Origin of the sequence: Aliikangiella maris (assembly GCF_040719265.1) — a bacterium.
Classification (GTDB): domain Bacteria; phylum Pseudomonadota; class Gammaproteobacteria; order Enterobacterales; family Kangiellaceae; genus Aliikangiella; species Aliikangiella maris.
The window spans coordinates 154,156-167,569 of sequence record NZ_JBFDAH010000006.1 but is presented as its reverse complement, the minus strand read 5'-3'; the positions used below and the strand labels follow the sequence as shown (position 1 = coordinate 167,569).

Here is a 13,414-nt window from a genome sequence, read left to right as displayed (position 1 = left end):
GGGGTGAGGTGCTATTGTGGAAAGTTACGGAAAAATTCTGTTAGTTGAAGATGACGTGTCCTTGGCACAATGGATTCAGGAGTATTTGCAGGAGCATAGTTATCAGCTCATACATGTAGAAAGAGGTGATACGGCTGTCAATGTTTTTAAAAAAGAATCACCTGATCTGGTTTTGCTTGATGTTATGCTGCCGGGAATGGATGGGGTTGAAGTTTGTCGTGAAATTCGAACTTTTAGTCAAGCTCCCATTATTATGCTGACCGCACGCAGTGATGAGTTGGATGAAGTGATTGGTCTGGAAGTCGGCGCTAATGACTATGTTGTAAAACCCGTTAGACCAAGAGCGTTACTGGCACGTATTAAAGCGCTAATACGCAGTAATCAACACAGTGAGTTAGCCATCAATTCCAATGTTCTAAAATTTGGTCAACTTAATCTTGATTCAAATGCTAAACGAGTGACTTATGGCGATAAAGAAATTAACTTTTCGTCGAGCGAGTTTGAGTTTTTATGGTTTCTTGCTCAAAATGCAGGGCAGGCGGTTAATCGGGATCAAGTTTTTATGGCACTTAAAGGCCGTGAATATGATGGCCAGGATCGTCGATTTGATTTGATGATTTCCGTGCTTCGAAAAAAGCTGGATGATAATTCACAAAACCCACAAAAAATAAAAACTATTTGGGGAAAAGGATATTTGTTTGTCGCTGATGCATGGAGCTAATTGGTGAAGCGTATCTATTTGAGTATTTTAATTACGGCATTAATTTCATTATTTTTGTTAGGGCGACTAATCGATGGTGTTTTTGATGCGCAAAATGAAATGGCCGAGAGTCAAGAGTTTGTGACTGAAAAAAAACTACTCGCTGGCGCTGCTGATATTTTAAGCCATTTTTCGGAGTCCCAACTAGAGAGTCAAATTCAGTTATTAGAACAGCAGTTTAAAATTGACTTATCGTTAGAACGGTTAACTCATTTATCTTTTAGCTCACAATTAGAGCATCAGCTGAGCACTGAAAATGGGTTATTAATTGATTCAGACAGCGGCGCGCAACTTTTACGAAAAATTGAAAACCATCCTCAGTGGTTGTTAGTTTTGCATATCGACTACTTGCCCGCATTTCAATCGACAGATGTAGCTGACTTAGAGTTTTGGCTTACCATATTTTTCTATTTGAGCTTTTGTCTTGTATTGTTGATTTGGGCTTTCCCCTTAACACGACGGTTGTCTAAATTAAATCGATTAGCTTCTGAATTTGGTGCAGGGGATTTGTCGCGCCGTATTGAACCAATAAGGTTTTCATATATTGAAGATTTGGAAATCAGCTTTAATCGAATGGCGGGACAAATTGAAGAGCTGATTAATGAAAATAAAATTCTTGCTGGAAGTATTTCTCATGATTTAAGAACGCCGCTATCTTGTTTACGGTTTGGCGTTGATGCTGCGCTTGATGCAAATCATTTGGAAAAGAAAAACTATTATTTAAATCGAATGGATGATGACTTAAATCGCATGGAAAAAATGCTGGAAGCCTTTTTAGATTATGCCAGTCTTGAAAGAAAACGATTTGAGTTAATAAAAACGAATACTAACTTAATTCAATTAATTCAGTCTGTAATCACAGCTTGTCAACCTTTGGCTGAAAAAAAGCAGGTGAAAATAGAGTCCGCACTGGTTTCAGCCGATGAAATCCCACTGCTGAATATGGACCCTTTTTGGATTGGGCGAGCGGTGACAAATTTGCTAACCAACGCGATTGATTATGCAAACAATCGAGTAAAAGTAAGTTGCTACCTTAGTCACAATCAAATTGAAATAGTTGTTGAAGATGATGGACAGGGAGTTCCACAAAATGAAATGACAAATATATTTAAGGCATTTGTTAAGCTTGATAAAAGTCGGACGCAAGCGAATCATTTTGGACTTGGCTTAGCGATTGTTGCTCGCGTTGTTAATTGGCATCGCGGTCAAGTCTCTGTTTGTCAGTCGGCGCAATTGAATGGAGCATGTTTTTCTATGCGTTTTAAACTGCTGAATTGCTGATACCGTTTTATTTGGCGAACAATCGGACTATCATCGTATAAAAATTAACTACCACAATATAAAAGCAATGATAACCATTGCCATTAAAACAGATACAACGCCGAGATAGAGTATCTTTTTCGAATGCTTTGTCGGGCTAGGTTCGGTATCAGATAAAGCGCTGCCGCAGTGAACACAAAATGATGATGGCGGTTGAATATTATGACATTGGGGGCATTCGACTAGTGTCCCTTCGGTAATCTTTTGAGTTAAGTCTTGGAATGATGTTTGCTCTTCACCCTCTGGTACTAAAGAAAAAGAAGCAGGTTTTTCTTGTACCTTGATTCGAACCAGTCGAGTTTGCGCTCCACATTGTATTAGCGCTTGCTGAATTTGATAGGCTTCCTTATGTGGAATATCTTTGCGAATAATCTGCGGTTTGCCGTTTAGCAACTGACTGATTTTCTCTTTTGGCAAATTAAATGTGGTTGCTATTTTATCGATGATTTGAGAGCGGGATGGCTCTGAGTTTAACTCTCCGGTTAATTCGACATTATAATGATCGTAAGTATTGTTATTCATCGCTTTGCGCTAACTAATATTTTCAATATATTTAAATTTCGAATAAATTAAACATAATCCAGAATTCGGTGGAATACCAAAATTTGTTCTCAAAAATAAAAAATATTAAAAAGTATTTAAGTATTAATAAGTTAGAGGATGTTTTTCATAACTCCTGTTAAAGTGATTGAGAGAGAGAACGTTGAGAAATCTGCCTGTTTAGTACCGTAAAACGGCCAGTTCATCTCAAATGTATTGTGTTTTCGAATATTAATTGTACACTCAATAAAGGGGCTAGTGATTAACGGGAGAGAAATATGCGATACTTTCAACAGCTTACAATTCGACTTTGTTTGTTCTTGCTTACGAGTCAGTTGCTGGCATCATGCATGAGCGTACCTAAAGTTGAACAAGTCACTGTTGAAGAGAAACAGCCCCTTCCAATTGTCATGTATGCTGAATTTGGTCAACCACCAGCGATGCAGACCGAACAGGAAATCTTTCGGCTCACCGATGAGCAAACTCGGCATTTTACCCGTTATCTCGAACATATTGCTAACCATGAGATTCCACGACATCAATTGGTATCTAACTACCTGCAAAAAATAATCTCTGGATTTAACTATCATAGTGACACCTATACGGCGAGTACTGCTGCTGATAAAAAGCAAGGAAACTGTCTGTCGTTGGCTATTCTTACTTCTGCACTAGCAAGGGTTGCTGATATTGAGGTTGGGTACGAGCTGATGCAAACCCCGCCGGTTTATCAGAAAAAAGGAAATACTATTTTAACCTCCCAACACGTACGTAGCTTGCTCTATAAGCCGGATGTAGTTAGTGAAGCAGGATTTGTGTTTTTGGTCAGACCGGTTATTAAAATCGACTATTTTCCGTCTCGCGGCGCTATGGTTAAACGCAAAGTTGAAGAGTCGGAATTTATTTCCATGTTTTATCAAAATCGTGCTGCTGAAGCCATTATTGCGGCACAGTTTGAAAGTGCGTTTTGGCTTGCCTTGGAATCATTAAAATACTCAGAAAATAATGCTCATGCTATTAATATGCTGGCTTTAGTTTATGACAAATCTGGATTTCATGAAGATGCTGAAAATCTTTACCGTTATGGAATTGAGCATTCTGTAGAAAAGCTGGAGTTGTTGAGCAATTATTATAATTACCTAAAGCGGTTTGAACGTTTTGCGGAAGCTGACCAAATTAAAGAAAAAATTGCTGAAATAAATGAACCTAACCCATTTGACTGGTTGGATATCGCGGAGCAGTCATTCCGCAAAGGTGAACTAGATACCGCACTCAAGTACTACGATAAGGCCATTGAACTTGCGCCTTATTTGCACCACGGCTATTTTGGCAGAGGTAAAGTGGAGTTTTTGAAGGGAAACACTTGGCGAGCCAAAAAAGCATATGAAAAGGCACTGGAACTTGCTTTCGATGATGAGGCCCAAGTATTGTATCGTGCAAAATTAAAAGCGCTTGCTTACTATACAAACCATTACATTAACTGACTACAATAACTATTGAACTGTCTATTGATAAGGATTAAGTGCGTATATAAAGTGTATAGATTGGAAGAATGAGTTGATACTTGGTTATGTATTCTTTGTATTAATGGCTAGTTGCATTTGTATATAATCTGGAACCCACCAAAAATAGGTCGCTTTTTAGCATTGATTGGCATATTATTTTGCATATCATGATATATGACGCAATAGTCGAAAAAATATCTACCTCATATTTTCTTCATGTTGTAATCAAATTTTAATTTTCTTTTGAATTGCAGTTGTATCTTGAATTACTTTTCATTATAATGCCGCTCCCAATTTGGCTGAGTGCCGTTTGGGTCTTGGTGAACTTTGTGCCCTAAATAATAAGGTCAAATTCATCAATGAAATGGCAAATAATCTAGCAAAATTTGCCTCGACAACCGACCTGATTGTGGTCGAAAAGAATTTTGACTGCACTCTTCGAGAAGAGAAGAGGCAGTTTTTACACGTTTAATTTTCTAACTTTTGGAGAATCTTAGCATGCCTAAGCAGCGAATCCGAATACGCTTAAAGTCGTTTGATCACAAACTGATTGATCTTTCGACTGCTGAGATCGTTAATACTGCCAAGCGTACTGGTGCGCAAGTTCGTGGACCGATTCCATTACCTACACGAAAAGAGCGTTACACAGTTTTGATCTCTCCGCATGTTAATAAAGATGCGCGAGATCAGTACGAAATCAGAACTCATAAGCGAATGGTAGATATTGAAGAGCCAACAGAAAAAACAGTTGATGCATTGATGAAACTGGATTTAGCTGCGGGTGTTGATGTTCAAATCAGTCTTTCTTAAGGCAGTTTGAGAGTTGATTAAAGGTTGATTGACTGGTAACTCGTATTAACAGCGGTCAACAAGGGTTTGTTGTATTGTCGATAAAAACAATACGACGTTTTGAGAGGGTTTAAAAAATGGCAATCGGAATCGTTGGCCGTAAATGCGGCATGACCCGAGTGTTTGATGAAAGTGGTGAATCTATCCCGGTAACTGTTATCGAGGTATCACCAAATCGCATCACTCAGGTTAAAACACAAGAAAACGACGGTTATCAAGCGCTACAAATCACAACTGGTGAGCGTAAAACAAGTCGCGTTAATCGTCCTGCAGCAGGTCATTTTAAAAAGGCTGGTGTTGAAGCTGGTCGTGGACTATGGGAATTTCGCGTTGATTCACTAGAAGGTTTTGAAACTGGCGGTGAAATCAAAGTTGATATTTTCGAAGCAGGCCAAATTGTCGATGTTACCGGAACATCAAAAGGTAAAGGATTTGCTGGCGCAATTAAACGCTGGAATTTCAGAATGCAAGATGCCACTCATGGTAACTCGCTTTCTCACCGTGCGCCTGGTTCTATCGGTCAAAACCAATCACCCGGTAAAGTATTCAAAGGCAAAAAAATGTCTGGTCACATGGGTGCTGAGCGTGTAACAACACAAAATCTTTCTGTTGTACGTGTTGATGTTGAGCGCAATATTCTTCTAATTAGAGGCGCAGTTCCTGGCGCAACTGGTGGCGATGTTATCGTTCGTCCAGCAGTTAAGGTTTAGGGGGATTTTTTAATGGAAATTAATTTAGCTGTTACTGATGGTGCACAATCATCATCTGTAGAAGTTTCTGAAGTAACTTTTGGACGTGAGTTTAATGAAGCACTGGTTCATCAGGTTGTAGTCGCCTATATGGCTGGCGCGCGTTCTGGTACCAGAGCACAAAAAACTCGTAGCGAAGTTAGTGGTGGTGGCTCTAAACCTTGGCGTCAAAAAGGTACTGGCCGTGCTCGAGCAGGGACTATTCGAAGCCCAATCTGGCGTACTGGTGGTGTTACTTTTGCTGCCAAGCCTCAAGACTATTCGCAAAAAGTAAATCGCAAAATGTATCGCGGCGCAATGCAGTGCATTTTGTCTGAACTAAATCGTCAAAATCGTTTATTAGTTGTAGAGTCATTTACAGTTGATGCACCAAAAACCAAAGAGCTAGTTAAAAAGCTGGCTGAATTTGGTTTAACTGACGCATTAATCGTTTCGACCAATGTTGATGAAAACTTATATTTGTCAGCACGCAACTTACATAAAGTTGATGTTCGTGATGTACAGGCATGCGACCCGGTTAGTTTAATTGCATTCGATAAAGTCATCATGACTGTCGATGCAGTGAAAAAATTCGAGGAGATGTGGGGATGAACCAAGAAAGAATTATGAATATTTTACTTGCTCCTCATGTATCTGAAAAAGCAAGCATCGCCGCTGAGCGTGGTGAGTTTGTTTTCAAAGTGGCAAGCAACGCGACAAAGTTAGAAATTAAAAAAGCCGTAGAAATGATGTTTGAAGTAAAAGTAGAAAACGTCAGAACTGCAGTGGTAAAGGGTAAAACCAAACGCACAGGCGCGATTTCTGGACGTCGTTCTAATTGGAAAAAAGCCTACGTGTCTCTGCAAGAAGGGCAGGACATTGACTTTGTAGGCGCCGAGTAAGCGAGGGGTAATACTAATGGCTCTAATGAAAGCTAAACCAACGTCGCCAGGTCGTCGCTTTGTTGTCAAAGTGGTTAATCCTGATTTACATAAAGGTGCTCCTTATGCGCCTTTATTAGACAAAAAATCTAAAAATGGTGGTCGCAACAACAACGGTCGAATTACTGTTCGTCATGTTGGTGGTGGTCACAAACAGCACTATCGTATTGTTGACTTTAAACGTAACAAAGATGGCATTCCTGCTAAAGTTGAGCGTTTGGAATATGATCCAAATCGAAGTGCAAATATTGCGTTAGTACTTTATGCCGATGGTGAGCGTCGTTATATCATTGCACCCAAAGGTATAAGTGCTGGAGATGTAATTCAATCTGGTCAAGATGCGCCGATTAAAGTCGGTAACACTTTGCCAATGAGAAATATTCCAGTGGGTACCACTATTCATTGTGTTGAGCTGAAGCCTGGCAAAGGTGCTCAGATTGCACGAAGTGCTGGTACTTACGTCCAACTGGTTGCACGAGATGGTGCTTATGTAACACTACGTCTACGTAGTGGTGAAATGCGTAAGGTATTATCTGAATGTCGCGCAACCGTTGGGGAAGTTGGTAACGCTGAACATATGCTACGTTCACTCGGTAAAGCGGGTGCAACCAGATGGCGTGGTGTACGACCTACTGTTCGAGGCGTTGCTATGAACCCAGTCGACCATCCACATGGTGGTGGTGAGGGACGTACCTCAGGTGGTAGACATCCTGTAACTCCATGGGGTGTACCAACTAAGGGCAAGAAGACTCGTAGTAACAAGCGTACAGACAAGCTGATTGTCCGTCGCCGTAATCGTAAATAGAGGAAGCAATCGTGCCACGTTCACTTAAAAAAGGCCCATTTATCGACCTTCATTTATTGAAAAAGGTTGAAGATGCCGTCGCCTCAAATAACAGAAAGCCGATTAAAACCTGGTCTCGCCGTTCTACTATTTATCCAGAAATGGTTGGACTGACTATTGCCGTCCACAATGGGCGTCAACATGTACCTGTATTGGTTAACGAAGACATGGTAGGTCACAAGTTGGGGGAATTTGCACCGACTCGTACTTACAAAGGACATGTCGCAGATAAGAAAGCTAAACGATAGGAGGCAATGATGGAAACTCAAGCTGTTTTACGTCATGCACGTATTTCTCCTCAAAAAGCCCGTTTAGTTGCTAATCAGGTGAGAGGAATGTCGGTTGAGAGAGCGCTTAATGTGCTGAAATTCAGCAACAAAAAAGCCGCTGACTTAATTAAAAAAGTTTTAGATTCTGCCATCGCAAATGCTGAGCATAACGACGGTGCTGATATCGACGAACTGAAAGTTTCAACAATATTTGTTGATGAAGGCCCAACGCTAAAGCGTATCAAAACGCGAGCTAAGGGTAGAGCAGATCGTATATTTAAACGATCATGTCACATCACCGTTAAAGTTTCGGATAACTAGGAGAAAGATCCATGGGTCAAAAAGTACATCCAAATGGTATCCGTCTCGGCATCGTCAAGAAGCATAGCTCTATTTGGTATGCAGAGCGCGGTGAGTATGCGGATTTTCTATCGAGTGACATCCAGATTCGTGAATGGTTAATGAAAGAGCTATCACGAGCTTCAGTGTCAAAGATTGATATCGAGCGTCCAACCAAAGCTCTTAGAGTAACAGTACACACGGCTCGTCCTGGTATTGTTATTGGTAAGAAAGGTGAGGATATCGAAAAATTGCGTAAACAAATTACGCAAATGACTGGCGTACAAACGCAAATTAACATTGAGCAAGTGCGTAAGCCCGAGCTTGATGCACAATTAGTTGCGGATGGTATCGCACAGCAATTAGAGCGTCGGGTTATGTTCCGTCGAGCGATGAAGCGTGCTGTACAAAATACAATGCGGGCTGGCGCTGAAGGTATCAAAGTTCAAGTAAGTGGTCGTCTAGGTGGTGCAGATATTGCGCGCGCCGAATGGTATCGCGAAGGTCGTGTTCCGCTGCATACGCTGCGTGCTGACATCGATTACGCGACAGCAGAAGCTGCAACCACTTATGGAATTATTGGTGTGAAGGTCTGGGTATTTAAAGGTGAGGTATTTGGTCATGAACCACAAGCAGTGGTTGAAGAAAAGCCAAAAAAGAAACCTGCCCGAGCTAAGAAAAAGTAGGGGAGTAGACCATGTTACAACCAAAAAGAACGAAATTTCGTAAACAGCACACTGGTCGCAACCGTGGTGTTGTTAACCATAGCGTAAGCTTTGGCGAATTCGGCTTAAAAGCTGCTGCTCGAGGTCGAATGACTGCTCGACAAATTGAAGCTGCTCGTCGAGCGATGACTCGCCATATGCGTCGTCAAGGTAAGGTATATATTCGAGTATTTCCTGACAAACCTATTACTAAAAAGCCACTAGAAGTACGGATGGGTAAAGGTAAAGGTAGTGTGGAATACTGGGTTGCACAAATTCAACCAGGACGAATGTTGTTTGAAGTTGAAGGGGTTGCAGAAGAGTTGGCGCGCGATGCATTTGCATTAGCTGCGGCAAAGCTTCCATTTAAAACAACTTTTGTTAAGCGGACGGTATTGTAATGAATGCTTCAGAGTTGAGAGACAAAAGCGTTGAGGAACTGCAAAGCGAGTTGCTTGAACTACGCAAAGAACAATTTAATCTGCGTATGGCAAGAGCTACTGGCCAATCGAATCAGACTCATACGTTAAAAAACGTACGCCGCAACATTGCACGCGTAAAAACTGTGTTAAATCAGAAAGCGAATACTGTATCGGAAGGAGTTAGCTAATGAGCGAGCAAAAAGTTATTAAGCGTACTCTGACCGGTAAAGTAGTCAGTGACAAAATGGATAAATCCATTACTGTCAAAGTTGAGCGTCAAGTTAAGCATCCTATCTATGGAAAGTTCGTGAAACGATCTACCAAGGTACATGCACATGACGAAACCAACGAGTGCAAAATAGGCGACACTGTTACGGTTGTAGAAAGCAGACCGCTTTCTAAAACAAAAACCTGGCAGTTAGTAGAGGTTGTTGAAAGAGCAAAATAGGTCGTTTGTTAATAAGCAAACAATTTAATTAGCTGTATCAACTGAATAATGATATACTCCCGCTCCTTTTGTGTTGCGACGGTTCAAATCGCGTGCAATTTTAGAGTGGGAACGATTGGAGAAGACCAATGATCCAGATGCAAACAACGCTTGATGTTGCCGACAACAGCGGCGCGCGTCGAGTACAGTGTATTAAGGTTCTTGGAGGCTCACACCGCCGTTACGCAAGAATTGGAGATGTGATTAAAGTCAGCGTTAAAGAAGCTATCCCTCGCGGTAAAGCGAAAAAAGGTGATGTGCTTAACGCTGTTGTTGTAAGAACTCGTAAAGGTGTTCGTCGTCCTGATGGATCATTGATCCGTTTTGATGGAAACGCAGCAGTTCTATTAAACAATAACTTACAGCCGATAGGTACTCGTATTTTTGGACCTGTTACTCGTGAATTACGTGGTGACAAGTTTATGAAGATTGTATCTTTGGCGCCAGAAGTACTGTAGGAGATTTAACATGCAAAAGTTAAAGACTGGTGATGATGTCATCGTTCTTACAGGTAAGAGCAATGGACAGCGCGGTAAAATCAAAAAGATAATTACCGACAAGAACCGAGTTGTGGTTGAAGGTATTAACATGATTAAAAAGCATGTTCGACCGAACCCACAAGCAGGTATCCAGGGTGGTATCGTAGAGAAGGAAGCTCCGCTGGATATTTCAAACGTTGCAATCTTTAACCCTAAAACCGGCAAAGCTGACCGCGTTGGGATTAAAGTGCAAGAAGATGGCAAGCGTGTTCGAATTTTTAAGTCGAATGGCGAGCTTGTTGATTAATTTCATTGATTATATTGTTGGTGTAAGAAATGGCGAAACTGCAAGACCACTATAAGCAAAATGTAATCGACGCTTTAACTAAAAAGTTTGGTTACAAATCAGTCATGCAAGTCCCTAAAATCACCAAGATCACATTAAATATGGGTCTGGGTGAAGCTGTTGGGGATAAAAAAGTTCTAGAGAACGCTTGTAATGACCTGGCAGCAATCTCAGGCCAAAAGCCTGTTGTTACTAAAGCCCGTAAATCTATCGCTGGATTTAAAATCCGTGATGGCTACCCTATTGGTGCAAAAGTCACTCTTCGTGGTGAGCGTATGTGGGATTTTATGGAGCGTCTGGTTTCTATTGCTATCCCTCGTATTCGTGATTTTCGTGGATTAAATCCTAAGTCTTTTGATGGGCGTGGTAATTATTCCATGGGCGTTAAAGAGCAGATCATATTCCCCGAAATTGACTACGATAAAGTAGACAAAATTCGCGGAATGGATATCACGATTACCACCACTGCCACTACAGACGAAGAAGGACGCGAATTATTAAACGCGTTTAACTTCCCGCTCAAAAGCTAAGGGGTAAATTATGGCTAAAGTATCTATGGTACAGCGCGAAGCAAAACGTGCTCGCACAGTCGCAAAGTATGCTCAAAAACGTGCAGAACTTAAAGCGATAATTGTCGATCTCAACAAAAGTGATGATGAGCGCTGGGAAGCTCAAGTGGCTCTGCAAAAATTGCCACGTGATGCTAGCCCGGTTCGTCAACGAAATCGTTGTCGTGTAACTGGTCGTCCACATGCTTACCTGCGTAAATTCGGTTTATGCCGTAACAAATTACGTGAGCAAGCGATGAAGGGTAATGTACCTGGTCTAGTTAAAGCTAGCTGGTAATTGTTGGGAGAATCAATATGAGCATGCAAGATCCAATTGCAGATATGTTGACCCGTATTCGAAACGGTCAATCTGCAGGCAAAAAAGTTGTTTCTATGCCTTCATCTAAAGTTAAGGTTTCTATCGCAGAAGTACTTAAGCAAGAAGGTTACATCTCTGACCATGCAAAATCAGTAGATGATGGAAAAACTGAATTAACAATTGAATTAAAGTATCATCAGGGCAGACCTGTAATTGACACCATTAAACGTGTTAGTCGTCCTGGGTTACGTATTTATAAAAAATCTAACGAGCTACCTCGTGTTCTAGATGGTTTAGGTATCGCGATCGTTTCAACCTCTAAAGGGGTTATGACTGACCGTGCAGCCAGAAGCATTGGACACGGCGGCGAAGTTCTCTGCATCGTATCTTAAGGAGAACCGAAAATGTCTAGAGTAGCAAAAAATCCAGTAGTCATTCCTTCAGGCGTAACCGTTGATTTAAAAGGCAACACCATTGCAATCAAAGGTAGCAAAGGAGAGATGAAGCAAGACCTACATCCATCAGTTGATGTTAATGTTGAAGATAGCCAAATCACCTTTGTTGGTCGAGACGGCATCGAAGGCAGTAAAGCCATGTCTGGTACTATGCGTTCACTAGTGAATAACATGGTAACCGGTGTTTCACAAGGTTTTGAAAAGAAACTTGAACTGGTAGGTGTTGGATACCGTGCTAAAGCACAGGGTAATAAATTAGATTTGACGCTTGGTTTTTCACACCCTGTAGTCTACGAATTACCAGAGGGCGTAACTGCGGAAACACCTTCTAATACAGAAATCGTAGTTAGAGGAATTGATAAACAGGCTGTCGGTCAAGTTGCCGCTAACATCAGAGCTTATCGTCCACCAGAGCCTTATAAAGGTAAAGGTGTGAAGTACGCGGATGAAACTATCCGTCGTAAAGAAGCCAAGAAAAAGTAGGGTAGCGTAATGAATAAAAAACAAGCGAGAATACGTCGTGCGACAAAAAGTCGCATCAAAATGAAGCAGTTGGGTACCACTCGTCTGGTTGTGAATCGTACTCCACGTCATATTTATGCGCAGGTTATCTCTGCTGATGGCGGTAAAGTCATCGCTGCTGCTTCAAGCGTAGAAAAAGATATTAAAAGTGCCGGTGCTTCTACAGGTAATGTTGAAGCCGCAAAAGCGGTAGGTGCTTTAGTTGCTAAAAGAGCAACAGAAGCTGGCGTATCAAATGTTGCATTTGATCGCTCTGGTTACAAATACCATGGTCGTGTTAAAGCATTAGCTGATAGCGCACGTGAAAATGGTCTCCAGTTTTAAGGGTTAAGAATATGGCTAGACAAGAAACAAACAACGCTGACGGTTTGGTTGAAAAGTTAGTCAATGTTAACCGTGTTTCTAAGGTGGTTAAGGGTGGACGTATTTTCTCTTTCACCGCTTTGACTGTAGTTGGAGACGGAAACGGTAAAATTGGCTTTGGACGTGGTAAAGCACGTGAAGTTCCTGCTGCTATTCAAAAAGCAATGGAACAGGCTCGTCGTAATATGATTCAAGTTGAATTAAAAGACGGCCATACGTTGCAGCACCCAATTAATGCTAGACATGGCGCATCAAAAGTTTATATGCAACCTGCATCTCCAGGTACCGGTATCATTGCCGGCGGTGCGATGCGTAGTGTATTTGAAGTGGTTGGAGTAGAAAACGTACTGGCAAAAAGTATCGGTTCTACTAATCCAATTAATATCGTACGTGCAACTATTCGCGGTTTAGGTGAAATGTTCTCTCCAGAGGCTGTCGCATCAAAGCGTGGTAAATCTGTTGCCGAAATTATGGAGTAGGTCATGGCTGAGAAGACTTATATGAAAATCACTCAGACCAAATCATCAAATGGCAGGTTGAAAAATCATAAAGCTTGTCTTTTGGGGTTGGGATTGAGACGAATTGGCCATACTGTAGAGGTTGAAGATACACCTGCTACCAGAGGTATGGTTAATACCGTAAACTATATGGTTCGAGTGGAGGATTAATCCAATGAG

General features: G+C 41.3%; 24 protein-coding genes. 23 read left to right on the top strand and 1 reads right to left on the bottom strand.

Annotated features, from left to right (window positions below):
• Positions 1–16: 16 nt before the first annotated feature.
• Both ABVT42_RS07515 and ABVT42_RS07510 read left to right on the top strand, forming a co-directional pair.
• Positions 17–721 carry a response regulator gene (locus ABVT42_RS07515; RefSeq protein ID WP_353874034.1) on the top strand — a complete coding sequence of 235 codons (705 nt, stop codon included), beginning with the start codon at positions 17–19 and terminating at the stop codon, positions 719–721.
• A 3-nt stretch (positions 722–724) separates the two neighbouring features.
• Positions 725–2,041 (top strand): ATP-binding protein, encoded by a 1,317-nt coding sequence (locus ABVT42_RS07510; RefSeq protein ID WP_353874035.1) that lies wholly within the window; start codon positions 725–727, stop codon positions 2,039–2,041.
• A gap of 48 nt (positions 2,042–2,089) precedes the next feature.
• Here ABVT42_RS07510 and ABVT42_RS07505 read toward each other — a convergent pair whose 3' ends face one another.
• Positions 2,090–2,602: a zinc ribbon domain-containing protein gene (locus ABVT42_RS07505; RefSeq protein WP_353874036.1), complete on the bottom strand. Its 513-nt coding sequence runs from the start codon at positions 2,600–2,602 to the stop codon at positions 2,090–2,092.
• Between the two features lie 368 nt (positions 2,603–2,970).
• Between ABVT42_RS07505 and ABVT42_RS07500 the strand changes: the two genes are divergently transcribed.
• The 21 genes from ABVT42_RS07500 to rpmD all read left to right on the top strand — a co-directional run bounded on the left by ABVT42_RS07500 (position 2,971) and on the right by rpmD (position 13,405).
• Positions 2,971–4,101 (top strand): tetratricopeptide repeat protein, encoded by a 1,131-nt coding sequence (locus ABVT42_RS07500; protein WP_367023589.1) that lies wholly within the window; start codon positions 2,971–2,973, stop codon positions 4,099–4,101.
• Between the two features lie 519 nt (positions 4,102–4,620).
• A complete protein-coding gene (gene rpsJ / locus ABVT42_RS07495; RefSeq protein ID WP_353874038.1) occupies positions 4,621–4,932 on the top strand; it encodes a 30S ribosomal protein S10 in 312 nt (103 codons plus the stop codon).
• Positions 4,933–5,048: 116 nt separating this feature from the next.
• Positions 5,049–5,681 carry a 50S ribosomal protein L3 gene (gene rplC / locus ABVT42_RS07490; protein ID WP_353874039.1) on the top strand — a complete coding sequence of 211 codons (633 nt, stop codon included), beginning with the start codon at positions 5,049–5,051 and terminating at the stop codon, positions 5,679–5,681.
• Between the two features lie 12 nt (positions 5,682–5,693).
• Positions 5,694–6,311, top strand: coding sequence for a 50S ribosomal protein L4 (rplD, locus tag ABVT42_RS07485; RefSeq protein WP_353874040.1), 618 nt, complete (start codon positions 5,694–5,696; stop codon positions 6,309–6,311).
• Positions 6,308–6,601: a 50S ribosomal protein L23 gene (gene rplW, locus ABVT42_RS07480; protein WP_353874041.1), complete on the top strand. Its 294-nt coding sequence runs from the start codon at positions 6,308–6,310 to the stop codon at positions 6,599–6,601. Before rplD ends, rplW begins: the two co-directional genes overlap by 4 nt.
• Positions 6,602–6,617: 16 nt before the next feature.
• The gene (gene rplB, locus ABVT42_RS07475; protein WP_353874042.1) at positions 6,618–7,445 is read left to right on the top strand and encodes a 50S ribosomal protein L2; all 828 of its coding nucleotides are present in this window, start codon (positions 6,618–6,620) and stop codon (positions 7,443–7,445) included.
• 11 nt (positions 7,446–7,456) lie between these two features.
• On the top strand, positions 7,457–7,732 hold the full coding sequence (gene rpsS, locus ABVT42_RS07470) for a 30S ribosomal protein S19 (protein WP_353874043.1): 276 nt from the start codon (positions 7,457–7,459) through the stop codon (positions 7,730–7,732).
• A 9-nt stretch (positions 7,733–7,741) separates the two neighbouring features.
• Complete coding sequence (gene rplV / locus ABVT42_RS07465; RefSeq protein WP_353874044.1) at positions 7,742–8,074, top strand: 50S ribosomal protein L22; 333 nt, start codon at positions 7,742–7,744, stop codon at positions 8,072–8,074.
• 11 nt (positions 8,075–8,085) lie between these two features.
• The gene (gene rpsC / locus ABVT42_RS07460) at positions 8,086–8,778 is read left to right on the top strand and encodes a 30S ribosomal protein S3 (RefSeq protein WP_353874046.1); all 693 of its coding nucleotides are present in this window, start codon (positions 8,086–8,088) and stop codon (positions 8,776–8,778) included.
• Positions 8,779–8,789: 11 nt separating this feature from the next.
• Entirely contained in the window at positions 8,790–9,197 is a 408-nt protein-coding gene (gene rplP / locus ABVT42_RS07455; RefSeq protein WP_353874047.1) for a 50S ribosomal protein L16, read from the top strand.
• Entirely contained in the window at positions 9,197–9,406 is a 210-nt protein-coding gene (gene rpmC / locus ABVT42_RS07450; RefSeq protein WP_353874048.1) for a 50S ribosomal protein L29, read from the top strand. The genes rplP and rpmC overlap by 1 nt, the downstream gene beginning before the upstream one ends.
• Positions 9,406–9,666 (top strand): 30S ribosomal protein S17, encoded by a 261-nt coding sequence (gene rpsQ / locus ABVT42_RS07445; protein ID WP_353874049.1) that lies wholly within the window; start codon positions 9,406–9,408, stop codon positions 9,664–9,666. The genes rpmC and rpsQ overlap by 1 nt, the downstream gene beginning before the upstream one ends.
• 128 nt (positions 9,667–9,794) lie before the next feature.
• Entirely contained in the window at positions 9,795–10,163 is a 369-nt protein-coding gene (rplN, locus tag ABVT42_RS07440) for a 50S ribosomal protein L14 (protein ID WP_353874050.1), read from the top strand.
• 10 nt (positions 10,164–10,173) lie between these two features.
• Complete coding sequence (gene rplX / locus ABVT42_RS07435) at positions 10,174–10,491, top strand: 50S ribosomal protein L24 (protein WP_353874051.1); 318 nt, start codon at positions 10,174–10,176, stop codon at positions 10,489–10,491.
• A 29-nt stretch (positions 10,492–10,520) separates the two neighbouring features.
• The gene (gene rplE / locus ABVT42_RS07430) at positions 10,521–11,060 is read left to right on the top strand and encodes a 50S ribosomal protein L5 (RefSeq protein ID WP_353874052.1); all 540 of its coding nucleotides are present in this window, start codon (positions 10,521–10,523) and stop codon (positions 11,058–11,060) included.
• Between the two features lie 10 nt (positions 11,061–11,070).
• Positions 11,071–11,376 carry a 30S ribosomal protein S14 gene (gene rpsN, locus ABVT42_RS07425; RefSeq protein WP_353874053.1) on the top strand — a complete coding sequence of 102 codons (306 nt, stop codon included), beginning with the start codon at positions 11,071–11,073 and terminating at the stop codon, positions 11,374–11,376.
• Between the two features lie 17 nt (positions 11,377–11,393).
• Positions 11,394–11,789, top strand: a complete 396-nt coding sequence (gene rpsH, locus ABVT42_RS07420; protein WP_353874054.1) for a 30S ribosomal protein S8 — start codon at positions 11,394–11,396, stop codon at positions 11,787–11,789.
• Between the two features lie 12 nt (positions 11,790–11,801).
• Positions 11,802–12,335 (top strand): 50S ribosomal protein L6, encoded by a 534-nt coding sequence (rplF, locus tag ABVT42_RS07415; protein WP_353874055.1) that lies wholly within the window; start codon positions 11,802–11,804, stop codon positions 12,333–12,335.
• Positions 12,336–12,344: 9 nt separating this feature from the next.
• Complete coding sequence (gene rplR, locus ABVT42_RS07410; protein WP_353874056.1) at positions 12,345–12,698, top strand: 50S ribosomal protein L18; 354 nt, start codon at positions 12,345–12,347, stop codon at positions 12,696–12,698.
• An 11-nt stretch (positions 12,699–12,709) separates the two neighbouring features.
• The gene (gene rpsE / locus ABVT42_RS07405) at positions 12,710–13,216 is read left to right on the top strand and encodes a 30S ribosomal protein S5 (RefSeq protein WP_353874058.1); all 507 of its coding nucleotides are present in this window, start codon (positions 12,710–12,712) and stop codon (positions 13,214–13,216) included.
• Positions 13,217–13,219: 3 nt separating this feature from the next.
• A complete protein-coding gene (gene rpmD, locus ABVT42_RS07400; protein WP_353874059.1) occupies positions 13,220–13,405 on the top strand; it encodes a 50S ribosomal protein L30 in 186 nt (61 codons plus the stop codon).
• The last annotated feature ends 9 nt before the right edge of the window (positions 13,406–13,414 follow it).